A 23,500-nucleotide genomic window follows, 5' to 3' on the forward strand; every position below is an offset into this window, starting at 1 on the left:
GACGGCCGGATCGCGGATGCGACCCGGCCGCCCAATGCCCCGGACGAAGCCGATCAGTTCAGGCGCGGCTGCTGCGACGTGCCCTTGTACCAGTCGAAGGCCTTACCCTCGGTGGAGAGCATCACCGACTTCACGTCGAAATGGTCGTTGAAGCTCTCGATGCCGAATTCCCGGCCGATGCCGCTGTCATCCACGCCGCCCCACGGGGAAGCCGGATCGAGGCGGTGATGGTCGTTGATCCAGACGATGCCGGCCTTCACCTTCGCCGCGACCCGATGGGCGCGGTGCACGTCGCGGGTGCGGATGGCGGCGGCGAGGCCGAACGGGCTGTCGTTGGCAATGGCGAGGGCCTCCTCCTCCGTCTCGAAGGGGATCACCACCGTGAACGGGCCGAACACCTCCTCGCGGGCGATGCGCATGTGGGGCGCCACATCGGCGAACACGGTGGGCTCCACGAAGAAGCCGTTCTCGTGCCCCGGCACGATGCGCCGCTGGCCGCCGGCCACGAGACGCGCGCCATCGTCATGGCCCGCCTGCACGAAGGAGAGCACGCGGTCGAGCTGGCGCTGGGAGACCACCGGGCCGAGCTGGGTCTCGGGATCGCGCGGATCGCCGATGCGGATGGCCTTGGTCTTCGCGGCAAGGCGCTCCACGAACTCGTCATAGATGGTCTTCTGCACGATATGCCGGGCGGCGCAGACGCAGGTCTGGCCCGCGCCGACGAAGGCGCCGAAGGCGGCATAGTTCACCGCCTGCTCCACGTCGTAATCGTCGAACACCATCACAGGCGTCTTGCCGCCCAGCTCCAGCGTCTGGTGGGCGAAGACCTTCGCCGCCGCCGAGCCGGCGATGCGGCCGGCCTCGGTGCCGCCGGTGAGCACCAGCTTGTTGATGTCGTGATGCTCGGCGAGGAAGCGGCCGGAATTGCCGCCGATGCCGTTCACCACGTTGAACACGCCGGGCGGCAGGCCATTGTCGCTCATCAGCTTGGCGAGGCGCAGCGTGGTGAGGGGGGTATATTCGGAGGGCTTCACCACCGTGGTGCAGCCCGAGGCGAGCACCGCCGCCAGCGACTTGCACAAGATCATCAGCGGGTGGTTGAAGGGCGTGCAATTGGCCACCACGCCGATGGGCGTGCGGCGGGTGTAGTTGAGATAATTGCCTTCCACCGGGATCACGTCGTCGCGGCGGGCGAGGGCAAGGCCGCCGAAATAGCGCAGGAAGTCCGGCAGGCGGCCGAGCTGGGCGCGGGTCTCGTTCACCGGCCGGCCGTTGTTCTGGGTCTCGAGCTGGTACAGCTCCGGCAGCGCGGCCTCGAAGGCGTCGGCGATGCGGTTGATGAGCTTCACCCGCTCGCGGATGGCCATGCCGCCCCAGGCGTCGCCGTTGAAGGCGGCGCGGGCGCTTTTAACAGCCGCGTCCACGTCCTCGCGGGTGCTGTCGGGAATGGTGGCGATGACGGCGCCGGTGGCGGGGTTCTTCACCTCCACCGTGCCGCCGCCGATGCTTTCCACCTCGCGGCCATCGATGAAGTTGCCGCGCGCCGCGATGGCGATCTCGGCTTTGGCGTTCATGGCGTTTCTCCGGTTTTTCTCAAAGGACGACGGCGTGGCGCGACAAGGCCGCGACCACCCGTTTTTCGGCATCGGCGATATGGTCCCGCAGCAGGCGGGCGGCCTTGCGGCCGTCGCGGGACTGGAGCGCCTCGATGATGGCGACGTGCTCGGCAATCAGCCGGTCAGGGTCGCGCCCCTGCATGGTGCCGATGCTGACCAGCACCAGACGATCCGCCTGCGCGACCAGATCCACCACCTCTTCCCGCATGCGACGATGGGGCGAGCACATGGCAACCGCGACGTGGAAGGCGCGGTTGTAGCGGATGAAATCCGACTTCGACGCATCGAAGGTGCGGAAGGAATCAAGAGCGGCCAGCGCCGCGTCGGTGGCGTGGCGGGCGGCATCGGCCGCGCAGGCCGGCTCCATCACCTCGCGGAAGCGGAAGATGTCGCGCGCATCGGCCAGCGACACCGGATTCACCCTGTAGCCCTGACGCGGCAGCACGGTGATGAGGCGTTCCTGCTCCAGCCGCAGCAGGGCCTCGCGCACGGGCTGCTTGCTCACCTCGAAACGGCCGGCCAGCTCCTGCTCGCGCAGCTCCTCGCCGGGCTGGAGATGGCAGCCGAGAATCTCGTCCTTCAGCCGCGCATAGACCGCGTCCCGCAGCAGGCCGGAGCCGCCAATGGCCTTATCAGAGGCGGTGTCATGATCGAATAACATATTTCATGCCCTGACAAACTGGAGGCATTCTGGAGGAGCGATAACGACAGAACAACGAAAAAATGGCCCTTGACGGCGGTTTTCGGTTCTGTCTGAAATATCACGACAAAAAATTTAGCCGTCAAGAGCATCTCAGGGAGAGCGAAAATGCCCACACTCACCAAGCGCACCACGGCCGCGTGGCTGGCCGCGACGGCGCTGTCCGCGCTGATGGCCGTGCCCGCCGCGGCGCAGCAGCCGCCCATCAAGGTCGGCTTCATGACGGTGCGCTCCGGCGCGCTGGCGGCCGGCGGCAAGCAGATGGAGCAGGGCATGGAATATTGCCTTGCCGAGCGGAACGGCATGATGGGCGGCCGCAAGGTCGAGCTCATCACGGTGGACACCGCCGGCCAGCCGGCCACCACCAAGACCCGCGCCCAGGAACTGGTGGAGCGCGAGCGCGTCAACGCCATCATCGGCCCGCTCGCCGCCTTCGAGGCGCTGGCCATCGACGACTACATCCGGCAGGTGGGCGTGCCCGTCATCTCGCCCTCGGCGGCGGCGGAAGACCTCACCCAGCGCAAGGTAAACCCGTGGTTCGTGCGCGCCGTGGGCACCTCGGCCCAGGCCAACCACGCGCTCGGCGAATATGCCGCCAAGGACATGAAGCTGAAGCGCGTCGTCACCATCGGCGACGACTTCGCCTTCGGCCACGAGGCCACCGCCGGCTTCCAGCGCGCCTTCGAGGACAATGGCGGACAGGTGGTGCAGAAGCTCTGGCCGCCGCTCAACGTCGCCGATTACGGCAGCTACATCAGCCAGATCCGCACCGACGTGGATGCCGTCTACGCCGCCTTCGCCGGGGGCAACGGCCTGCGCTTCCTGCAGCAATACGCCGAATACGGCGCGCCGGTGAAGGTCATCGCGCAGATGACCACCGTGGACGAAGGCATCCTCAAGTCCATGGGCAAGGAGGCGGTGGGCGTCATCTCTTCCGGCTGGTACACGGCGACGCAGGACGTGCCCGGAAACAAGGAATTCGCCGCCGGCATCCGCGCCAAGTACGGCGCCGACCCCGGCTACTACACCGCCGGCGCCTATGCGGCCTGCGCCTTCCTCGATGCGGCGGTGAAGGCCGTGGACGGCAAGGTGGAGGACAAGCAGGCGCTGATGAAGGCGCTGCGCGCCGTGAAGCTGGAGAAGGGGCCGTATGGCGAGGTCACCCTCGACGCATACGGCAACCCCATCATGAACGTCACCATCCGCAAGACCGAGGAGAAGGACGGGCGGCTGCAGAACGTGGTCGTCAAGACCTATCCGAAGGTGACGCAGTTCTGGATTTACGATCCGAAAGCCTTCCTCGCCGAGCCGGTCTACAGCCGCGACTACCCGCCGGCGAAGAATCTCGGGAAGTAGTCCCGGCTGAAAGCCGTCGTCCCCGGGACCCGCCCGGGGACGACGGGCTGCTCCGCGTCGCCGGACAATCTCCTTTCCTTTCCGAGGACCAATCATGACCTTCTGGGTCAGCCAAAGCCTCAATGCCCTCGCGCTCGGCGGGCTCCTGTTCATGCTGGCGTCGGGCTTCAGCCTCATCTTCGGGCTGATGCGGGTGGCGAACCTCGCCCATGGCGCGCTGTTCATGCTGGGCGCGTATCTCGGCCTTGCCGCCGTGAAGGCCGGCTTCGGCTTCTGGGCGGCGGCGGCTTCGGCCGCGGTGGCGGTGGGGCTGCTCGGCGGCATCATCGAGCGCACGCTGCTGCGGCGCCTCGCCGGGCGCACCCTGCCCCAGGTGCTGCTGACGCTGGGCCTCGCCTTCATCATCGCCGACGCCTGCCTGATGATGTGGGGCGGCGACCCCATGCGCCTGCCGCCGCCGCCCGAACTCTCCGGCGCCGTGCGCATCGGCGACGCGGTGTTCCCGCGCTACCGGCTGTTCGTCATCGGCGCTTCGGCGGCGGTGGCGCTGGGGCTGTGGCTGCTGGTGGAGCGCACCCGCGCCGGCGCCATGATCCGCGCGGCGGTGGACGACGTGGGCATGGCCCGCGCCATCGGCGTCTCCGCCTCCACCCTCTTCACCGCCGTCTTCTGCCTCGGCACCGCTCTGGCGGGCCTCGGCGGTGTCATCGGCGGCCCCATCCTCTCGGTCTATCCCAGCCTCGACCAGGACATGCTGCCGCTGGCCCTGCTGGTTGTCATCCTCGGCGGCGCCGGGAGCCTCGCCGGGGCGTTCGTCGGCGCCTACGCCATCGGCTTCATCTACACGTTCGGACAGGTGCTCGTGCCCGACCTTGCCTATGTGATCCTGTTCCTGCCCATGATCCTGGTGCTCTCCGTGGCGCCGCAGGGCCTGTTCGGCCGGAGGCTCGGATGAGCGCGCGCGTCCTTCCCTTCGCGGTGGCGCTGGCCGCCATGGCCATGGTGCCGCTTTTCTCCACCTCGCCCTTCTATGTGAACCTCACCAGCCAGGTGGCCATCGCCGCCATCGGCGCGCTGGGGCTCAACGTGCTGGTGGGTCACGCCGGGCTGAACTCGCTGGGCTTCGCCGTCTTCCCCGGCCTCACCGCCTATCTGGTGGCGTGGCTCTCCACCGTGGGCGGTATCGATCCCGTGGCAGCGGCCTTGCTGGCGCTGGGCGGGACGCTGGCGGTGTCCGCGCTGTTCGCCCTCGTCGCCTTGCGCACCACCGGCCTCGGCTTCGTGATGATCACCATGGCGCTGTGCCAGATCGTCTGGGGCGCGGCCTATCGCTGGACCTCGGTGACGGGCGGCGACAACGGCCTGTCCGGCGTGCCGCGCCCCGGCGGCGCGTGGCTGCCGCTGGAAAAGCCGGAATATTTCCTGTGGCTGTGCCTCGCCGTGCTGGCGCTGGCGCTGATCCAGCTCGGCCGCTTCTTCGACAGCCCGCTGGGCGTCGCGCTGCGCGGCACGCGGGACCAGCCCCGCCGCATGGGGGCGGTGGGCTACGACGTGTGGCGCATCCGCTTCGTCGCCTGGATGCTCGCCGCCGCCTGGGGCGCGGCCGCCGGGCTGCTCTATGCCTGGTACCACCAGTTCGTCAGCCCGCACATGATGGCGGTGACCGCCTCCGCCGAGGTGCTGCTGATGGTGGTGGCGGGCGGCGCCGGCACGCTGGCCGGCCCGCTCATCGGCGCGGCGCTCGTGGTGCTGCTGAAGAACCTCGCCTCCATCTGGATCGACCGCTGGGTGATGCTGCTCGGCTTCACCTTCGTCGTCATCGTCCTGCTAATGCCCGACGGCATCGTGCCCGGCTTCAACCGCCTCACCGCATGGCTGAAGCGCATGAAGCCGGCGGCCCCCGCCCCCAAGCTCGTGCCGAGGGAGCGCGCCGATGGCTGAGCCCGCATTGCGCATCGACGGCCTGACGAAGCAGTTCGGCGGCCTGCCCGCCGTCGCCGATGTCAGCCTCGACATCATGCCCGGCGAGCGGCATCTGCTGCTCGGCCCCAACGGCGCGGGCAAGACCACGCTGTTCAACCTGATCTGCGGCGACCTCACCCCCACCGGCGGCTCCATCCGCCTGTTCGGATCGGAGCTGGTGGGCCTGCCGCCCCGCAAGCGCACCGGCCATGGCCTCGCGCGCACCTACCAGATCCTCACGCTCTTCCCGCACGAGACCATCTGCCGGAACGTGATGCTGGCCCTGAACGGTCTGCGCCGCGAGAAGTGGCGCGCCTGGGCGCCCTTCAATGCCGATGCGTCGCTGCGGTCGGAGGCGCTCGCCATCCTCGACCGGGTGAAGCTCGCCGATCTCGCGGACCGTCCCGTGTCCCAGACCGCCTATGGCGACCGGCGGCGGCTGGAGATCGCCATGGCCCTCGCCCTCGCCCCGCGCGTGCTGCTGCTGGACGAGCCCCTCGCCGGCCTCTCCCGCGACGAGCGGGTGATGGTGCAGGACCTCCTCGCCAATTTGCCGGAGGAGATGACCGTGGTGCTCATCGAGCACGACATGGATGTCGCCCTCGCCTTCGCCGAGCGCATCACCTTGCTCCATCACGGCCGTGTCGTGACCACCGGATCGCGCGCCGACATCGCCGCCGATCCCCGCACACGGGAGGTGTATCTCGGTGCCTGAAGCCCTCACTTTGTCCAATCTCCACGTCTATCACGGCGAGATCTGCGCCGTGCGCGGGCTCGACATCGCCTGCGCGGAAGGCGCGGTCACCGCCCTGCTCGGCCGCAACGGCGCGGGCAAGTCCACGACCCTCTCCGCCATCGCCGGGCTGCTGGACGCCCGGCAGGGGCGCATCGATCTGTTCGGCACGTCGCTGGAGAACCGCAAGCCCGAGGTCATCTGCCGGCTCGGCGTGGGGCTGGTGCCGCAGGGGCGGCGCATCTTCCCGTCGCTGACCGTGCAGGAGCATCTCGCCATCGCCTACCGGCCGCCGCGCCACAAGGCGGCGCGGGTGTTCGACATCGCCTCGGTGGAGACGCTGTTTCCCCGCCTGAAGGAACGGCGCCGGCAGCTCGCCGGCTCCATGTCCGGCGGCGAGCAGCAGATGCTGGCCATCGCCCGGGCGCTGGTCACCAATCCGCGCGTGCTGCTGCTGGACGAGCCGGCGGAAGGCCTCGCGCCGCAGATCGTCGCCGAGGTGGCGGATGCCATCGCCGCGCTGAAGCAGGCGGGGCTCTCGATCCTCCTCGTGGAACACAATCTGCCGCTGGCGCTGCGGCTCGCCGACACCTGCGTGGTCCTCTCCTCCGGGGAGGTGGTCTGGCGCGGGCCGCCTCAGGTCCTCGCCGATGACCCCGCCCTCATGGCCCAACATCTGGGAGTGCACTGATGCTCACCGCCAACACAAGCGCCGCCGGCCTCTCCGCGCACGTCACCGGCACCGGCCCCAGCATCGTGTTCCTGCACTCGCTCCTGTCCGATCGCGGCAGCCTGGAACCCATGGTGCCGCTGCTGTCGGACAGCTTCCGGCTGGTGCTGCTCGATCTGCCCGGCTTCGGCGGCTCGCCGCGTGTCGAGGGAGGACTGGACGGACAGGCGGATGCGGTCGCGGCGGCGGTGGCGGCGGCCTGCCCCGGCGAGACGCCCATCCTGTTCGGCAACGGCTATGGCTCGTTCCTCGCCCTCGCCACGGCGCTTCGCCATCCGCACCTGTCCAGCGGGCTGTTTCTCGCCGGCTGCGGCGCCGGCTTCACCGAGGAGGGGCGCGGCGCCTTCCGCTTCATGGCCGCCAAGGCGGCCGGCGAGGGCCTCGAATCCATCGCGCAGACCGCCATGCTGCGCCTTTTCCCGGCCGCCATGGCGGCACGTGTGCCGCAGACGCTGGCGGAACGCCGGGCGGCTTTCGTCGCCACCGATCCGGAGGTCTTCCGCGAGGCCTGCGGAATTCTGGCGACGCTTGATCTGAGGGAGGCGGCCGGGGGGCTCGCCGTGCCGGTGTTCGCCTGCGCCGGGACGCACGATGCGGCGACGCCGCCGCTGATGGCGCGGGAACTGGCCGATCTCGTACCGCGCGGCACGTTCCACGAGATCGCCGACTGCGCCCATGTGCCAACGCTTCAGGCGCCGACCGAGGTGGCGGTGCTGCTCACCGGATTTGCCCGCGCGCTGGAGGCCCCCAGGACCGGGGCCGTCGCCGCAAGGGCACACTGATCGGCGCGGCCGATCCTCAGGCGACGGTGGGAACGTCGATGGCCAGGGCCACCAGCGTGAAGCCGAGCGCGAGCAGGAAGTTGAGGCCGCCGCTGCCGCCGAACAGCAAGGTGACGCACACGCTCAGGAGCGCGGCGACGGCGGTGAGGATTATTCCGAAAGCGATGCCCTTCATGGGTCTGGTCCAGGATCAAGATACTGCCGCGAGCCCCCTCGCCGTGTCGTGGTGATGCTCCGGACCCCGGGCGGAATTTCGACAGGAAAGCGGCGTCTTTGCTGCGGGCGGGGTCGCCGCCCACAGATCGACGAAACGTGATCTTTTCGCCACGGCGGGCGCGGCGGCTCAGTCAGTGAAGCCGGCGACGCCGTGCGGCACGTAGGGCGCTTCCAGCGCCGCGACTTCCTCGCCCGTCAGCACCAGCGAGAGGGCGGCCACCGCGTCCGTGAGATGGCCGGGCTTGGAGGCGCCGATGATGGGCGCGGTGACGCCCTTCTTCTGCAGCATCCAGGCGAGGGCCACCTGCGCGCGCGGCACACCCCGCGCGGCGGCGATGGCGCCCACCGCGTCCACCACCTCCCGGTCGCCCGCCACATAGAGCGTCTTGCCGAACTCGTCGCTTTCAAGCCGATAGGTCGCCTCGTCCCACGCCCGCGCCAGCCGGCCGCGCGCCAGCGGGCTCCAGGGGATGACAGCCACGCCCTCCTCGATGCACAAGGGCAGCATCTCCCGCTCCTCCTCGCGATAGAGGAGGTTCATGTGGTTCTGCATGCTCACGAAGCGGGTCCAGCCGTTGAGGCGCGCGATGTAGATCGCCTTGGCGAAGCGCCACGCCGGCATGGAGGAGGCGCCGATGTAGCGCGCCTTGCCCGCCTTCACCACGTCGTGCAGCGCTTCCAGCGTCTCCTCGATGGGGGTGGCGTGGTCGAAGCGGTGGATCTGGTAGAGGTCCACATAGTCGGTGCCGAGCCGGCGCAGGCTGGCGTCGATCTCGGCCATGATGGCCTTGCGCGAGAGGCCTGCGCCGTTGGGGCCGGGGCGCATGCGGTTGAACACCTTGGTGGCGAGCACCACCTCCTCGCGCCGCACGAAATCCTTCAGCGCGCGGCCGACGATCTCTTCCGACGTGCCATCCGAATAGACGTTGGCGGTGTCGAGGAAATTGATGCCGAGGTCGAGCGCCTGGCGGATGAGGGGGCGGCTCTCCTCTTCCTTCAGGGTCCAGGCGTGGGAGCCCCGGCCGGGCTCGCCGAACGTCATGCAGCCGAGGCACAGCTTCGAGACCTCAAGGCCGGTCGCGCCGAATTTCACGTAGTCCAATGGCCGTCTCCCGCGATGAAGGCGCCCACCATGGCCGCCGCGGCGGGACATGCAAGCGCTCAATGCATCACGATACCGCGCTCTTCGCGCGCGGATGGGCGCGCACCAAGGCGCCGGCGGCGGCGCCCGCCTCCTCGAACCAGCTGGCATCGCGATGCACCAGCGAGGCGGAGAAGGCGCCATCCAGCAGCAGCAGGATCTGCCGCGCCAGCGCCATGGGCGCATCGAAGCCGGCGGATTCCAGCTCGCCCGCCAGCCACGTCGCGAAAGCCGCCTTGTGGCGGGCGCCGATCTTCACCGCCGGATGTCCGGGCAGGGCGGCGAGTTCGGCCGTGGTGCGCAGGAAGCCGCAGCCCTTCCACTTGGGATGCCGCGCGCTCTTGGCGAGGGCCGCGAAGATGGCCGCGACCTTCGCGTCCGCCCCGCCCTCGGCGGCAGCGAACCACCCCGCCATCTGCGTCAGGTTGGGCTGGTCGCGGGCATCGAGATAGGCGGCGACGAGGTCGTCCTTGCTGTCGAAATGATAATAGAGCGTGCGCTTGGTGACGCCCGCCTTCTCCGCCACCGCATCCATGCTCACGCGGCCGATCCCCTCCGCATAGAACAGCTTCGAGGCGGCCTGGACGATGTTCGCCCGTGTGTCCTTGGCGCGGATGTTCTGGGCGCGGATGTCCTGGGCGCGTCCGTCCTGGGCGCGTCGGTCCTGAGAACGGGCATCGTGGGCGCGCTTTTCCTGGGCGCGCTTGTCTTGAACGCGGGCATTCGGGGGCTTCGGCATGGCCGCAAGGTATACCGTACAGTGAGTATACTCAACCGGCCGCCGCGCGCATGGTCGGCGCCTCGCTGAACGAGGAGCCATCCATGAACGCGAACGAGACGGCGCTTGTGCTGAAGACGGTGGACGGCGCCATCGCCACCCTCACCCTCAACCGTCCGGAAAAGCTCAACGCCCTGAGCTACGACACCATCGACACCCTCCTGCGCCACCTCGACGCCATCGAGGGCGACGCCGGCATCCGCGGCGTCATCCTCACCGGCACCGGACGCGCCTTCTCGGCGGGCGGCGACATTCCGGAATTCTCCCGCTCGGTGGCGGAGAGCCCCGAGGCCGCGCTGCGGGATTTCGTGGCGCGCGGCCAGCGGCTGACGGCGCGGGTGGAAGCCTTCCGCAAGCCGCTGGTGGTGGCGGTCAACGGCCTCGCCTATGGCGGCGGGTGCGAGGTGACGGAGGCGGCGCCGCTCGCCATCGCCAGCGACCGCGCGGTGTTCGCCAAGCCCGAGATCTTGCTCGCCATGCCACCCACCTTCGGCGGCACCCAGCGCCTGCCCCGCCTCGCCGGCCGCAAGCGGGCCATGGAACTGCTGCTCACCGGCGAACCCTTCACGCCCCGGCGCGCGCTGGAGCTGGGCCTCGTGAATGCCGTGGTGCCGCACGACGAACTGATGCCCCGCGCCCGCGACCTTCTGGAGCGCATCCTCGTCCACTCGCCGCTCGCGGTCTCGACCATCCTCACGGCGGTGACGCGGGGCATCAATGTGCCCATCGCCGAGGGCCTGCTGGTGGAGGCCGAGCAATTCGCCCGCGTGGCCCCCACCGCCGACCTGCGCGCGGGCCTCGACGCCTGGATCGCCCGCCGCGCGCCGACCTATCCCGGCGTCTGGACAGCAACGGCGGCCGGCTGAATCATGTCGCCCCCGTCGCCGTCCCGTCCCATCATCCGTGAGGAGAATTCAATGACAGAGCCCGCACGCACGCCGCTCGTCGCCAAGGACGTGCCGCCGCGCACCAAGCCGTCGAACTACCCCGCCCCCTTCGCGGCGCGCATGGCGGGGCGAGAGAAGCGGCAGCTGGGCGACGCCTTCGGCCTCTCCCGGTTCGGTGTGAACCTCACCACGCTGGCGCCGGGGGCACAGTCCGCGCTGCTCCACCGGCACAGCCGGTCGGAGGAGTTCGTCTACATCCTCGAAGGCACGCCCACCCTGCGCACGGACGAGGGCGAGTTCCCGCTCTCGCCCGGCATGTGCATCGGCTTTCCGGCCAACGGCCTCGCCCATCACCTCGTCAATCAAAGCGCGGCGGACGTCCGCTATCTGGAAATCGGCGACCGCGATCCCGAGGATGCCGGCACCTATCCCGAGGACGATCTCGTGGCGCAATTCTCCGCCACCGGCTGGTCCTTCACCCGCAAGGACGGCACGCCATGGTGAGGCCCGCATGATTTCCCACGTCAATGTCGGCACCAACGACATCGTTGCCGCGAAAGCCTTCTACGATCCTTTGATGGCGCGCCTCGGCTGGCGCCTGCGCTTCTTCGATGCCGCCGACGGGAAGGCCGGATGGCAGCCGGGGCCGGAGCGGTTTCCCCTGTTCCTGCTGAGCCGGCCGTTCGATGGCGGTCCCGCCACGCCCGGCAACGGCGCCATGGTCGCCCTGCTCGCACCGGACCGGGCGAGCGTGGACGACATCCACCGCATGGCGCTCGCCGCTGGCGGAACGGACGAAGGCGCCCCGGGCCGCAGGCCCCAGTATCACCCCAACTATTATGGCGCTTATTTCCGCGACCGCGACGGCAACAAGATCTGCGTCTGCTGCCATGCGGCGGAGGGCGCATGAGCCAACCGGAGGCTCCCGACGTGACGCTCACCCGTGAGCAGATGCATGCCCACGCACAGGCCTGGATCGCCGCCTGGAACCGGCGCGACGTGGAGGCGGTCCTCTCCGCCTTCGCCGACCACGCCCGCTTCCGCAGCCCCATCGCCCTGCAAGTGACGGGATGCGCGACACTGGAAGGCCGCCCGGCTATCGAAGCTTATTGGCAAGAGGCGCTGGGGCGGATCGAGCGGCTGGAGTTCCATCTCCTCGCCGCCATCTGCGACGAGCCGGGCCAGCGCATGGTGGTCCACTATGAGGCGACGCTGGGCGACGCCACCCGCCGCGCATGCGAGATCTTCGTCTTCCGCGGCGGGTTGAAGGTCGAGGCCGAAGCGCTCTATGGCGATACGGTCGCGCTGCCGGGCGGCGGCGCGGCGGGCGCCTCCGAGGCCGCGGCGCCCGTCTCCGGCATGGCGAAGAGATAGAGCAGGAAGCCGGCTGCCGCGATGGCGGAGAGGGTGAGGAAGGCGGCGCTGTAGCCGGCGGCGACGATGGTCACGCCGGCGATGGAGGCGGAGAAGGCCGCGCCCAGCCCCTGCGCCGTGGCCACCGCGCCCTGGCTCACGTTGAAGCGCCCGGTGCCGTGCGTCAGGTCCGCCACCACCACCGGGAAGAGCGCGCCGAAGATGCCGGCGCCCACACCGTCGAGGCACTGCACGGTGAACAGCCAGAACGGATCGCTGGAGAGGGTGTAGAGCGCGCCGCGCAGCGCCAGCACGGCGAAGGCGACGAGGAAGATGGGTTTTCGTCCCCACGCATCCGCCTTCGCGCCGACCATGATCGCCATGGGCACCATCACGCACTGCGCCGCCACGATGCACAGGGCGATGAGCGAGGTCGCCTGCTCCTTGCCCACCACATAGGTGAGCAACTGCCCGGTGGTGGGCAGCATGGCCGCATTGGAGAGGTGGAAGAGGAAGCAGGTGAGCGCGAAGATCAGCAGTGGCCGGCTCGACAGGAGAGTCTTCAGGCCCGACGGATGTTCGTGGTGGGCGGCATCGTGGGCGAGGCCGCGGGCCAGCGTGTCGTCGATCTCGCGGCGCGGCACCACCAGCATGGCGCCGATGCTGCACGCGGCCAGCACCGCCATGAGCCAGAACACCACGATGGGACCGAACAGCACGGCGGTTCCGGCGGCGATGGCGGCGGAGACGGCGTTGCCGAGATGGTTGAACGCCTCGTTGCGCCCGATGCGCCGCGCGAACGCCTTCTGCCCCACGAGGCCCAGCGTGATGCCCGAGAGCGCGGGCGGGAAGATGGCCCCCGCCATGGCCGCCAGCGACTGGCTGCCCGCCACCAGATAGAAATTGGAGAGGAAGGGCAGCGAGAGGCAGGCGAGCGTCACGGCCAGCGCGCCGGCGATCACGATGGCCGGCTTGTTGCGGCTGCTGTCGATGAGCGCGCCGGCCGGGGTCTGGGCGAGGAGGCCGGTGAGGCCGGCGATGGTCATCACGAAGCCGACGGTGGCCTCCGTCCAGCCCTGCTCCGGCCCGCGCACGGCGAGGAGATAGATGGCGAGATAGGGCCCGAGCCCGTCGCGCACGTCGGCGAGAAAGAAGTTGAGCGCGTCGAGCCCCAGCATGGCGCGGCGCGATGGCCCCGGATGGGCCGCTGCGCCGCCACCCTGCCCCACCGCCTGAACATCACCCGCGACCATCGGCAGCCCCCCAACTCGTCCAACCCCTACGCGGAAAAGCGGCCGAATCGTCCCGCCATCAGGCACGACACAGCGGCAGCGTGACAACGCCGCCGGATACGCTCCAGATCCAGCTCGCCGCGCAGCCAATTTCGCCGGCGTAGCGGACGCCGCGTCATCCGATTCCGCTTTACGTTGGGAGGAGACAACCTTAGGTTCCCCCTCCGCCGTGCGGGGGACCTTTGTGCGGGGGCTGGCGCGCGGGGGGAGTTCGGAGGGACGCGGCGCGATGAAGCGGTCTACTCAGATCAGCCTTGGCCTGTTCCTCGGCGGGACGGTGCTGACCTTCTACGCCTGCAGCGGCCCCGATGAGACCGCCGAACTCGTCTATGAAGGCAATCACGCGGACGCGGTGCGCCAGTGCGTCGCCGACGACGTGCCGGCGCAGACCTGCGCAACCGCCTATGCCGAGGCGCAGCGCGCCCATGCGCAGACCGCGCCGCGCTTCACCTCCCGCGCCGAGTGCGAGCGCGCCACCGACAGCGCCTGCGACTTCACGGTGGTGAAACGGTTCGACGGCACCCTCGCGGACGTGGTGGTGCCGCTCATGACCGGCTTTCTTCTCAGCCAGGCGCTGCCCGGCCGCGAGGCGAATGTGGGCACGCCGCTCTATCGCTCCCTGAAGGATCCGACCTCCTACCGGCAGCTCTCCGCCTTCACTCGCGTCAGTGCCGGCGTCGGTCCCGCAGGCGGCGGCGGCATGGCCCTCGGCCCGACGACGGTGGGCGGCGGCAAGGGCATCGGCGCGGGGGGACGCGGCGGGTTCGGTGCCCATGGCAGCGGCGGCAAGGGCGGCGGGGGAAAAGGCGGCGGCTCCTGATGCGGCGCCATTCCATCTCCCCGCGCCCGGACTGGCGGGCGACGGCGCAACGGCTCGGCTTCCACTTCGCCAACATGTATGGCGCGCCCTATTGGGATGAGAGCGCCATGTTCTCGTTCTCCCTCACCGAGATCGAGGACGCCATTGAGGACCCCAGCCGCGACCTCCACCAGATGTGCCTCGCCCTCGCCGAACGGGCGGTGGCGGACCCGCGCGTCATGGCCCGGCTTGGCGTGCCGGAGGCTCATCGCGATCTGGTGGCGGCCTCGTGGCGCGCCGCCGACCCCACGCTCTACGGCCGCTTCGATCTCGCCTACGACGGCACGGGGCCGGCCAAGCTATTGGAATACAACGCCGACACCCCCACCGGCCTTTATGAAGCCGCCGTCTTCCAGTGGATCTGGCTGGAGGAGGCGCGCGGCCTCGGCATCGTTCCTTCCGGCGCCGACCAGTTCAATTCGGTGCACGAACGCCTCGTGGCGCAGTTCGCCGCCATGGGCACCGCGCCGCGCCTCCACCTCGCCGGCATGCTGGACGATGTGGAGGACGGCGGCACACTGGCCTATCTCGCAGATTGCGCGCAGCAGGCCGGCAACCGGGTGCAGCTCGTCAACATGGCCGACATCGGCGTCGATGTGCGCGGACGCTTCATCGATCTCGACAATCTCGTCATCTCGTGGATGTTCAAGCTCTATCCGTGGGAATGGATGTTCGACGAGGCTTTCGCCGTACACCTCGCCGGCGCCCGCTGCGCCTTCATTGAGCCCCCGTGGAAGGCGATGCTCTCCACCAAGGCCATCCTGCCCTTGCTGTGGGAGATGTTCCCCGGCCACCCCAACCTGCTGCCGGCCTATTTCGCCGGAGACCCCCGCGCCGACGCGCTGGGCGATCACGTGGTGAAGCCGCTGTTCTCCCGCGAAGGCGAGAACGTGACGCTGGTGCGCGGCGGCCGAGCCCAGACGACGCCCGGACCCTACGGCGAAGAGGGCCATGTGGTGCAGGCGGCCGCCCCGCTCTTTGAATCCGCCCACGGATATGCGGTGATCGGCAGCTGGATCGTCGGCGACACCGCCTGCGGCATCGGCATCAGGGAGGACGCCTCCCCCATCACCGCCAACCTCTCCCGCTTCGTGCCGCACATCATCGACGGCTGAGCCCGCCCTCACGGCTCGGCGCGGTGCTCCTCGCGGGCGGCCTCCCCCACGTCCCGTGCGGCATCGAGGTTGAGGGCGGCGATGGCGAGGCCGACGATGAGGTCCGGCCAGGCCGAGCGCCAGAGGAAGGCGGTGACCCGAGGCGCGCCATGTGTCGAGACCCGCCGGACAGGCTCAGGAGAGCACGCCCCGCCACACCGCCACCAGCAGGAACACGCCCATGCCGACGCGGTAGAACACGAAGGGCCAGGAGGAGAGGCGCTCCATCACCCGCATCAGCGTCCAGATGGCGACGAAGGCGGAGAGCGAGGCGGTGAGGAGGCCGACGCCGAGCACCTCCCAGCCCTGCATGTCGAGGCCGGCGTGGTGCAGCTCCAGCAATTCCTTCACGCCCGCCGCGAAGATGGCCGGCAGGCCGAGCAGGAAGGAGAAGCGCGCGGCATCCTCCCGGCGCAGGCCGAGGAACATGGCCGCCGTCAGCGTCGAGCCCGAGCGCGACACGCCGGGAATGAGCGCGCCCACCTGCGCGAGGCCCACCACAAGCGCGTCGGGGAGCCTGATCTGCGCGAAGGTGCGGGTGTGGCGGCTGGTCATTTCCGCGATGCCCAGCAGCAGGCCCATGACAAGGCTCGCCGCGCCGATGACCCACAGCTCGCGCAGGGGCGAGCCGCAGGCATTGAGTTTGTCCTTCAGCAGCACGCCGCCGATGACGATGGGGATGGTGCCGAGGATGATGCCGAGCACCGTCTTCGGCGCGTGGGCGGTGAAATCTCCGGCCCGCACGGCGGAGAGGGAGCCGCAGGCGAGCGCCCGCAGATCGCTCCAGAAATAGGTCACCACCGCGAACAAAGCGGCGAGCTGCATGGCCGCCGAGAAGGCGGAGCCGGGATCGGGCCAGCCGAGCAGCGCCGGCACGAGGCGCATGTGCGCCGTGGAGGAGATGGGCAAAAGCTCGGTGATGCCCTGCACGACGCCGAGGATGGCGACCTTGCCGGTGCCGAGGGCGACGAACCCGGTGTCCACCCCGCTGGTGCAGACGCTGGCCATGGTGTCGGTTTCCGCTTGCTGTGAGGACGGCGGGGGACGGGAAAAACTGAAGGCCTTCGTTGCTATCCGCTTCGCGCCGGGGACGAAACCGGACAGGGTGCGCGTTGTCACCGCAGTCCCGTTGCGGAAGGGCGACGGATGTCCTGCCGCGGCCCTACTCCCGCCGCGCCCACGGCAGCACCACCGTCTCGCCGGCATGGGTGAGGCGCACGGCATCCACGCCGAAAGCGTCCGCGAGATAAGCGTCGTCGAGCACCTCTGTCGGCGTGCCCTCGGCGAGGAGGCGGCCGTCCTTCATCAAGGCGAGCCGATCGCAGAAGCGGCCGGCGAGGGTGAGATCGTGCAGCACCGCCACCACCACGGCACCGCGCCGGGCGGTGTCGCGCAGCAGGGCCATCACCTCCAGCTGGTGGAGCGGATCAAGCGCGGCGGAGGGCTCGTCTGCGAGGAGGATCGGCGCCTCCACCGCCAGCGCGCGGGCGAGCAGCACCCGTGCCCGCTCGCCTCCGGAGAGGGTATCGGCCGAGCGGCGGGCAAGCCCTTCCACCCCGGCCGCCGCCATGGCCCGGCGCGCGGCATCGTCCACGACCGCCGCGCCATGGGGCAGGCGCCCCAGCGCCACCACCTCCTCCACCGGCAGAGGCCAGTGGATGCGGCCATCCTGCGGGAGATAGGCGATGGTCCGCCCGAGCCCCCGCCGACCGATCTCGGCACCGCTGCGTCCGTCATAGAGCACATGGCCGGCGGCCGGCGTCTCGAGGCCGGCGAGCACCCGCATCAGGCTGGTCTTGCCGGCGCCGTTGGGGCCGAGGAGGCCGAGGAAGGTGCCGCCTTCAACCGCGAGGCTGAGATCGCGTACCAGCGTCGCGGCGCCGCGCGTGACGGTGACGGAACGGGCGTCAAGCCTCATGCCTCCCTCCCCCTGAGCCGCGCGAGGAGCACGAGGAAGAAGGGCGCGCCGATGAGCGCCGTCACCACGCCGAGCTGCAGCTCCGGCCGGGTGGGCACGAGGCGCACCGCGATGTCCGCGCCGAGGGTGAGCGCCGCGCCCGCGAGCCCGCTCGCGGCCAGCAGCCGTCCCGGCCGGTGCCCGACCAGCGGGCGCACCAGATGGGGCACCACGAGGCCGACGAAGCCGATGGCCCCCGCCACCGCCACGCTCGCCCCCACCGCAGCCGCCGTGCCGCCGATGACGAGGAGGCGCACCCGGCGCAGCGGGAAGCCGAGGCTTTCGGCGGCGTCCTCGCCCAATGTCAGCGCATCGAGCGCCGGGCCGGTGGCGAGCACCAATACCCAGCCCACCGCCATGAAGGGCAGCGCCAGCGCCACATGCACAAGGCTGCGGTCGGCCAGCGAGCCCATGAGCCAGAACACCAGCTCCAGCGCCGCATAGGGGCTCGGCGCCAGATTCAGCGCCAGCGCGGTGAGCGCGCCGGCGAGGCTGGACAAGGCGACGCCGGCGAGGATCAGCATCACCGTCCCCGCGCCCCGCGCGGCGAGGGCAAGCAATACGGCAGTCGCGGCGGCGGCGCCTACCAGCCCGCCCAGCGGCAGGGCCAGCGCGAAGGAGGTGGAGAAGCCGAAATAGAAGGCGATCACCGCCCCCAGCGCCGCCGCGCCAGAGACGCCCACCACGCCGGGATCGGCCAAAGGATTGCGCATCAGCCCCTGCAAGGCCGCCCCGGTGAGGCCGAGGCTGAAGCCCACCGCCGCGCCGAGGATGGCGCGCGGCAGGCGCAGCTCCGACAGCACCAGCGCGGCCACGCTCGGCCGGCCGGCGAGGAGATCACCGAAGGCAGCGCCAAGGTCGAGCGGGGCATAGCCCACCGCCACCGAGGCGCAGAACAGCAGCAGCACCAGAAGGCCGAGGCCGAGGACGACGCGCGAGGGCATCAGCGCGTCCCCTCGGCGGCGGCGTGGTGCAGATGGGGAGGCCGCGCGGCGTCCGGCCCGGAGATGCGTGACCGCGCCTTCGCGAGCAGCGCCGCCGCCTCGGCAAGGTCCGGCCCGGCGCAGGTCCACAGCCTGAGCGGCAAAGCGAGCGTGCGGTCCTTGAAGGGGGCGAGAGCCGGATGGTGCAGCAGCGCGTCTGCCAGCGACGGCGGCGCCGCCTCATCAGCATTCACCACCACGAGGTCGGGCGCGGCGCGCACGATCTCCTCCAGCGCCAGCTGGCCCATCTTGTCCGTGGGCAGACGCGCGGCGAGGTTGGCGAGGCCGGCCTTCGCCATCAGTTCGTCCGCCAGAGAACCGCGCCCGGTGGTGAAGCCGTTGGGGCGCAGAACAACGGCGGTCGGGCGCTCGCCCGCGACCGGCGGCAGGCGCGCGAAGGCCGCTTCCATCTCCCGCACCATGGCCGCGCCCCGCTCCGGCACGCCGAGGCGTTCGGCCACCATGCGGATCTGGGCGTAGGCCTCGTCGAGCGTCTGCGGCTCGGCCAGTTCAAGCACCTCGAAGCCGAGTCGGCGCAGCATGGCGGTGGCGGTGCGCGTGGTGTAGGCGCCGGCCAGCGCCAGGTCCGGCTTCAGCGGCACCACCTCTTCCGCCAGCCCGCGATTGACCGGGACCGCGCGCGCAAGGTCCGCCACGTTGGACGAGAGCGGGTCGCGCGCCAGATGGGTGACGGAGAGCACCTGCCCGGCATCGGCGAGCCGGAGGGCCATTTCGTCCGTGCACAGGTTGAGCGAGACGACGCGGGGCCGGGCATGTGGCGGAACAGGGGCTTCCTCCGCCCGCGCCGGGGCGCAGGCGAGAAGAGCGGCCAAGAGAGCCGCCGGGAAAAGCCCGGCCGCCGCGAACCTCACCGTCTCACCATGCGCTTCACCATGTGAGCCTCACCCCGCCATAGGCGCCGAAGCCGGGGGCGAGGAAGCCGTTGGGGTTCTCGTAGGTCTGGTTGAACAGATTGTCGATGCGCCCGAACACGCTGGTGGCGGCATTGAGCCGGTAGTTCGCCGCCAGGTTCACCACCGTGTAGCCGGGCTGGTCGATGTAGTTCGACGTGAGGCGCACGATGTCCCACCAGGAGGAGGCATAGACGAGGCTCGCCGCCAGATCGAGCTCATCGGTGGGCCGCCAGCCGAGCGTCAGGCTCACCTTGTTGTTGGGCCGGCGCAGGGGATAGCAGGAGGTGGCGTCGATGGGCGCGCAGGCGGCGCCGAAGGGCTGGCCGGGCGGCACAGAACCCACCACGTCGGTGTAGGTGTAGTCCACCCGCGCGTCGATCCGGTCCGTCACCTTCACCGACACGAACGCCTCCACGCCCTGCGAGACGGCGCTGGAGATGTTGACGTTCTGGTACGTCACCGGATCGTAGCTGATGAGGTTGGTGATGGTGTTGTGGAAGTACGTCACCCCGAACAGCACCCGCTCCGCGAACGCCTTCTGTTCGAAGCCTAAATCCCAGCCCTCGCTCTCCTCCGGCTGGAGGCTCGCATTGCCATAATAGGGCGCGTAGAGCTGGTAGAGCGTGGGCGCCTTGAAGCCGGTGCCGTAGCTCGCCTTCAGCTTGGTGCCCGTCTCGTCGAACAGCAGCGCGGGGGCGAGGCGGTAGGTGGTGTGGTCGCCGAAGCTGTCGTCGCTGTCGTAGCGCACGTTGGCGGCGAAGAAGAGCCGGTTCCAGAGATTGCCCTGGTATTCGGCATAGACGCCCGTGTCGCCGGTGGAGGCGTCAACCGTGGTGTAGGCCGTGGAAGAGGTCATGGCCTCGTTCCGCCGCTCCGCGCCCACCAGCAGGTTCTGGCCAGGTGCGACAAGATAGTTGGAGCGCACGTAATAGACCTGCCGGTCGCCGTCATAGGTGCCGTTCACGTCCGGGTTCGGCCCCACCGTGGGGCTCGACGAGGTCATCTCGCTCGCGCCGAATGTGGTGACGAGGGCGCCATCGAACGCGGTCCACACGCCCTCCCCCTTGGTGAAGAACATGCCCGTATAGGACGTGGAGCGCAGCGCCGCGGGAAGGCCGGCATAGGTGGGCGGGGGAAAAGTATCCGGCGTGAAGGCGAGGCTGGTGTCGATGTAGCGCGCGACGAAATTCACCGCGAGCGTCTCGGTGGCCTGCCAGTCGAGCCGGGTGGAGTAGGTCCAGTTGTCATAGGCATTGGGATTGCGCGGCCAGAAGGGCGGGGCAATGTTCTGCGGCGTCACCGGAATATCGGTGGAGGAGAAGTGGGTGACGTTGAACGAATAGGCCAGCTTCTCGGTGGAGCCGGTGAGGCTCGCATACTGGTTGAACGTGCCGAGCGCGCCGCCCTCCACATAGGCCGACACCTTGGGCGGCCCCTCGCCCTTCTTGGTGGTGATGGAGATGACGCCGCCGATGGCGTCCGAGCCGTAGAGGCCGGATTGCGGGCCGCGGAGCACCTCCACGCGTTCGAGATCGGAGGCGAGCAGCTTGCCGAAATCGAACGCGCCGTTGGTGGCGGCCGGATTGCCGGCGTCGATGCCGTCGATCAGCACCTTCACATGGTTGGAATTGGTGCCCCGGATGAACACCGAGGTGGTGCCCCCCGGCCCGCCGGTCTGCACCACGTTGAGACCGGGCAGGGATTGCAGAACGTCCGGCAAGGTGCGCTGCTGGTTGCGGGCGATGTCCTGCTCGGTGACGATGCTGACCGAACTCGCCACCTCGGTCTCGGGGGTGGGAATGCCGGTGGCGCTGACCACCAGTTCCGGCAGGTCGCCGGCATTCTGGTCGTCTGCATTCAGATTTTGGGTCTGGGCGAGCGCGGAGGGAACGCAGGCAAGAGCCAGCAGGGCCGCGGCCGGCAGCGCGCGGCGGGATCGGAACGGGAAAAGGGACGGCATGAGGAACTCGACGGCACGGGTGGTCCGTCACCGCGAACGAGGCATGCCCGGCCCTATCGGACCGGGACAAAACCGCCATCAGGAGAACCCCGCCCGATGTGCTCGCGCGTGACCACGGCTGACGGCAGGTCTCCTGGCTCGCGGGTCGCCGCCCTTGTGCCGCCTTCCCAGGCCTTGCGACCCAGTGGCTGATGGCAGAGGACTCGCCGCTTACAGTTGCGGGGGCAGCCGCGGCATATCCGGCAAGGCCGGAGCACCGCGTTCCCTTTTGATCCCTTGCGGGAACCGTCGCCACGACCATAGGCGGGGGCGGTCCCTCGCGTCAACGAATCCTTCGCATCTGCAAAAACTTGAACGCAACTGCGGAAAGACCTCGCGCAACCGCGAGCGTAGCGATCACATCTTGCGCTTTGCTTCACCAAACGCGTGGTCCGAAACCACCACCGCGCCGCAAATTCTGCATGCGACTGCCTGCAAAAACGGCACCAGCAAAGGCTCGACCCTCCTTCCGCTAGGTTATGGTAGCGCACGGTTCTCAATTCGCTTAAACGATTGAGAGCCGCCCCGTCCTGCGGGAGGGTGGGCACTACTAAAGTATAATAACCGAATAATCGGACACACAGGGAGTAGAAGATGCGACTGAGGAGCATGGTCGCGGCTTTGGCCGCAGGCGTTGCCGTTTTCGGGCTTGCCTTTTCCGGCGCAGCCTACGCCGCCGACCCCATCAAAATCGGACTCACCGGCCCCTTCACCGGCGGCTCGTCCTCCATGGGCGTGAGCATGCGCGACGGCGTGAAGCTCGCCGTGGATGAGGTGAACAAGGCCGGCGGCGTACTGGGCCGTCCCCTCCAGCTCGTCGAGCGTGACGACGAGGCCAAGAACGAGGTGGGCGTGCAGATCGCCCAGGAGCTCATCAACAAGGAAGGCGTCGTCGCCACCCTCGGCTACATCAACACCGGCGTGGCGCTGGCCTCCCAGCGCTTCTATCAGGAAGCCGAGATTCCGGTGATCAACAACGTGGCCACCGGCACCCTCATCTCCAAGCAGTTCGTGCCGCCGGACAACAAGAACAACTACATCTTCCGCACCTCCGCCAACGACGCCATCCAGAGCGCCATGATCGCCGACGAGGCGGTGAAGCGGCAGGGCTTCAAGAAGCCGGCCATCCTCGCCGACTCGACCAATTACGGCCAGCTCGGCCGCGCCGACCTCGTGAAGGCCCTCGCCACCATGGGCGTGAAGCCGGTCGCCGAAGAGAAGTTCAACATCGGCGACACCGACATGACCGCGCAGCTGCTGCGCGCCAAGGAGGCCGGCGCCGACGTGGTGCTGACCTACGCCATCGGCCCCGAACTGGCGCAGATCGCCAACGGCATGGCCAAGCTCGGCTGGAAGGTGCCCATGATCGGCTCGTGGACGCTCTCCATGGCCAATTTCATCGACACCGCCGGTGCCAACGGCAACGGCGCGATGATGCCGCAGACCTTCATCCAGCTGCCGGACACCCCCAAGCGCAAGGCCTTCATCGAGGCCTATCAGGCCGCCTACAAGATCGATCGCATGCCCTCGCCGGTCTCGGCCGCGCAGGGCTATGATTCGGTGCTGCTGCTCGCCGCCGCCATCAAGCAGGCGGGCTCCACCGACGGCCGCAAGGTCCGCGAGGCGCTGGAAAACCTCAGCACCAAGGTCGAGGGCGTGGTCACCGTCTACGACAAGCCCTTCTCCGCCACCGACCACGAGGCCATCACCGCCAACATCCCGGTGTTCGGCCTCGTGAAGGACGGCCGCGTGGTCGCCGCCCACCCCGAAGACATCGCCGGCGACAAGGCGGTGCGGGTGAAGGCGAAGAACTGAGGCTGACCGGGCCGCGTCCATTAGCTGACCCGGCCATTTTGTGCGCCGTCATCCCCCGGCTTGTCCGGGGGATCCACGGGGTGACCTGGCGGCCTGCGAAGTAACAAAGAGCTGACCAGGCGGCGAAGTGGATGCCCCGGACGAGCCGGGGCATGACGGAACTGGGTGGGGTGTCGGTTCATAACCCGCCCCTCTCCCCATCCTTCACCCCACACCATTCGGATCGCCGCGCCATCGAGCACGGCGGCCGGTTCGCCCGGAACCCTGCCGTGA

The 23,500-nt window shown here is 69.4% G+C and carries 23 protein-coding genes, 2 pseudogenes and 1 riboswitch; of the genes and pseudogenes, 13 read left to right on the forward strand and 12 right to left on the reverse strand.

Annotated elements, in window-relative coordinates:
- Positions 1–53: 53 nt before the first annotated feature.
- Entirely contained in the window at positions 54–1,574 is a 1,521-nt protein-coding gene (locus V5F63_RS16355; protein WP_209484061.1) for an aldehyde dehydrogenase, read from the reverse strand.
- 19 nt (positions 1,575–1,593) lie between these two features.
- Positions 1,594–2,277 carry a GntR family transcriptional regulator gene (locus V5F63_RS16360; protein WP_394028124.1) on the reverse strand — a complete coding sequence of 228 codons (684 nt, stop codon included), beginning with the start codon at positions 2,275–2,277 and terminating at the stop codon, positions 1,594–1,596.
- 147 nt (positions 2,278–2,424) lie between these two features.
- Between V5F63_RS16360 and V5F63_RS16365 the strand changes: the two genes are divergently transcribed.
- The 6 genes and pseudogenes from V5F63_RS16365 to V5F63_RS16390 all read left to right on the forward strand — a co-directional run bounded on the left by V5F63_RS16365 (position 2,425) and on the right by V5F63_RS16390 (position 7,879).
- Positions 2,425–3,672, forward strand: a complete 1,248-nt coding sequence (locus V5F63_RS16365) for an ABC transporter substrate-binding protein (protein ID WP_394100865.1) — start codon at positions 2,425–2,427, stop codon at positions 3,670–3,672.
- 94 nt (positions 3,673–3,766) lie between these two features.
- Positions 3,767–4,627, forward strand: coding sequence for a branched-chain amino acid ABC transporter permease (locus tag V5F63_RS16370; protein ID WP_394028123.1), 861 nt, complete (start codon positions 3,767–3,769; stop codon positions 4,625–4,627).
- Complete coding sequence (locus V5F63_RS16375) at positions 4,624–5,613, forward strand: branched-chain amino acid ABC transporter permease (protein WP_209484070.1); 990 nt, start codon at positions 4,624–4,626, stop codon at positions 5,611–5,613. The genes V5F63_RS16370 and V5F63_RS16375 overlap by 4 nt, the downstream gene beginning before the upstream one ends.
- A 64-nt stretch (positions 5,614–5,677) precedes the next feature.
- A pseudogene (locus V5F63_RS16380) lies at positions 5,678–6,349 on the forward strand (ABC transporter ATP-binding protein); the annotation flags it as partial.
- Positions 6,342–7,058 carry an ABC transporter ATP-binding protein gene (locus tag V5F63_RS16385; protein ID WP_394100864.1) on the forward strand — a complete coding sequence of 239 codons (717 nt, stop codon included), beginning with the start codon at positions 6,342–6,344 and terminating at the stop codon, positions 7,056–7,058. The pseudogene V5F63_RS16380 and the gene V5F63_RS16385, both read left to right, overlap by 8 nt.
- On the forward strand, positions 7,058–7,879 hold the full coding sequence (locus tag V5F63_RS16390) for an alpha/beta fold hydrolase (protein ID WP_209484074.1): 822 nt from the start codon (positions 7,058–7,060) through the stop codon (positions 7,877–7,879). Before V5F63_RS16385 ends, V5F63_RS16390 begins: the two co-directional genes overlap by 1 nt.
- Positions 7,880–7,895: 16 nt before the next feature.
- On the opposite strand, the gene V5F63_RS16395 is transcribed toward V5F63_RS16390, so the two are convergent.
- From V5F63_RS16395 to V5F63_RS16405, 3 genes are all read right to left on the reverse strand, one after another.
- Positions 7,896–8,054, reverse strand: coding sequence for a hypothetical protein (locus V5F63_RS16395; protein ID WP_209484076.1), 159 nt, complete (start codon positions 8,052–8,054; stop codon positions 7,896–7,898).
- 168 nt (positions 8,055–8,222) lie between these two features.
- Positions 8,223–9,197 carry an aldo/keto reductase gene (locus tag V5F63_RS16400; RefSeq protein ID WP_394100863.1) on the reverse strand — a complete coding sequence of 325 codons (975 nt, stop codon included), beginning with the start codon at positions 9,195–9,197 and terminating at the stop codon, positions 8,223–8,225.
- A gap of 67 nt (positions 9,198–9,264) precedes the next feature.
- Positions 9,265–9,975: a TetR/AcrR family transcriptional regulator gene (locus V5F63_RS16405; RefSeq protein ID WP_394100862.1), complete on the reverse strand. Its 711-nt coding sequence runs from the start codon at positions 9,973–9,975 to the stop codon at positions 9,265–9,267.
- A gap of 83 nt (positions 9,976–10,058) precedes the next feature.
- Here V5F63_RS16405 and V5F63_RS16410 point away from each other — a divergent pair, with 83 nt between their 5' ends.
- The 4 genes from V5F63_RS16410 to V5F63_RS16425 are packed head-to-tail and all read left to right on the forward strand — an operon-like array spanning position 10,059 to position 12,275.
- Positions 10,059–10,880 carry a crotonase/enoyl-CoA hydratase family protein gene (locus tag V5F63_RS16410; RefSeq protein WP_394100861.1) on the forward strand — a complete coding sequence of 274 codons (822 nt, stop codon included), beginning with the start codon at positions 10,059–10,061 and terminating at the stop codon, positions 10,878–10,880.
- A gap of 51 nt (positions 10,881–10,931) precedes the next feature.
- Positions 10,932–11,405: a cupin domain-containing protein gene (locus V5F63_RS16415; protein ID WP_209484084.1), complete on the forward strand. Its 474-nt coding sequence runs from the start codon at positions 10,932–10,934 to the stop codon at positions 11,403–11,405.
- Between the two features lie 7 nt (positions 11,406–11,412).
- The gene (locus V5F63_RS16420) at positions 11,413–11,811 is read left to right on the forward strand and encodes a VOC family protein (protein WP_394028118.1); all 399 of its coding nucleotides are present in this window, start codon (positions 11,413–11,415) and stop codon (positions 11,809–11,811) included.
- Positions 11,808–12,275 carry a nuclear transport factor 2 family protein gene (locus tag V5F63_RS16425; protein WP_394100860.1) on the forward strand — a complete coding sequence of 156 codons (468 nt, stop codon included), beginning with the start codon at positions 11,808–11,810 and terminating at the stop codon, positions 12,273–12,275. Before V5F63_RS16420 ends, V5F63_RS16425 begins: the two co-directional genes overlap by 4 nt.
- Here V5F63_RS16425 and V5F63_RS16430 read toward each other — a convergent pair.
- Positions 12,188–13,507, reverse strand: a complete 1,320-nt coding sequence (locus V5F63_RS16430) for an MFS transporter (RefSeq protein ID WP_394100859.1) — start codon at positions 13,505–13,507, stop codon at positions 12,188–12,190. The two genes, V5F63_RS16425 and V5F63_RS16430, sit on opposite strands and share 88 nt — an antisense overlap.
- A 268-nt stretch (positions 13,508–13,775) precedes the next feature.
- On the opposite strand from V5F63_RS16430, the gene V5F63_RS16435 reads away from it, so the two are divergent.
- Positions 13,776–14,366, forward strand: a complete 591-nt coding sequence (locus V5F63_RS16435; RefSeq protein ID WP_394100858.1) for a DUF1190 domain-containing protein — start codon at positions 13,776–13,778, stop codon at positions 14,364–14,366.
- A complete protein-coding gene (locus V5F63_RS16440; protein ID WP_394100857.1) occupies positions 14,366–15,520 on the forward strand; it encodes a glutathionylspermidine synthase family protein in 1,155 nt (384 codons plus the stop codon). Before V5F63_RS16435 ends, V5F63_RS16440 begins: the two co-directional genes overlap by 1 nt.
- 8 nt (positions 15,521–15,528) lie before the next feature.
- Here V5F63_RS16440 and V5F63_RS16445 read toward each other — a convergent pair.
- From V5F63_RS16445 to V5F63_RS16470, 6 genes and pseudogenes are all read right to left on the reverse strand, one after another.
- Positions 15,529–15,666: pseudogene (locus V5F63_RS16445) on the reverse strand (cation transporter); the annotation flags it as partial.
- Between the two features lie 28 nt (positions 15,667–15,694).
- The gene (uppP, locus tag V5F63_RS16450; protein ID WP_394028115.1) at positions 15,695–16,567 is read right to left on the reverse strand and encodes an undecaprenyl-diphosphatase UppP; all 873 of its coding nucleotides are present in this window, start codon (positions 16,565–16,567) and stop codon (positions 15,695–15,697) included.
- A gap of 154 nt (positions 16,568–16,721) precedes the next feature.
- Complete coding sequence (locus V5F63_RS16455) at positions 16,722–17,477, reverse strand: ABC transporter ATP-binding protein (RefSeq protein ID WP_394100856.1); 756 nt, start codon at positions 17,475–17,477, stop codon at positions 16,722–16,724.
- Positions 17,474–18,460: a FecCD family ABC transporter permease gene (locus tag V5F63_RS16460; RefSeq protein ID WP_394100855.1), complete on the reverse strand. Its 987-nt coding sequence runs from the start codon at positions 18,458–18,460 to the stop codon at positions 17,474–17,476. Before V5F63_RS16460 ends, V5F63_RS16455 begins: the two co-directional genes overlap by 4 nt.
- Entirely contained in the window at positions 18,460–19,332 is an 873-nt protein-coding gene (locus tag V5F63_RS16465; protein ID WP_394100854.1) for an ABC transporter substrate-binding protein, read from the reverse strand. Before V5F63_RS16465 ends, V5F63_RS16460 begins: the two co-directional genes overlap by 1 nt.
- Positions 19,333–19,387: 55 nt before the next feature.
- The gene (locus V5F63_RS16470) at positions 19,388–21,373 is read right to left on the reverse strand and encodes a TonB-dependent receptor plug domain-containing protein (RefSeq protein ID WP_394100853.1); all 1,986 of its coding nucleotides are present in this window, start codon (positions 21,371–21,373) and stop codon (positions 19,388–19,390) included.
- A 106-nt stretch (positions 21,374–21,479) separates the two neighbouring features.
- A riboswitch (cobalamin riboswitch) is annotated at positions 21,480–21,677 on the reverse strand.
- Positions 21,678–22,006: 329 nt separating this feature from the next.
- Here V5F63_RS16470 and V5F63_RS16475 point away from each other — a divergent pair.
- Entirely contained in the window at positions 22,007–23,227 is a 1,221-nt protein-coding gene (locus V5F63_RS16475) for an ABC transporter substrate-binding protein (RefSeq protein WP_209484107.1), read from the forward strand.
- Positions 23,228–23,500 lie beyond the last annotated feature (273 nt).

It is taken from the genome of Xanthobacter wiegelii, assembly GCF_043193855.2.
GTDB lineage: Bacteria > Pseudomonadota > Alphaproteobacteria > Rhizobiales > Xanthobacteraceae > Xanthobacter > Xanthobacter flavus_A.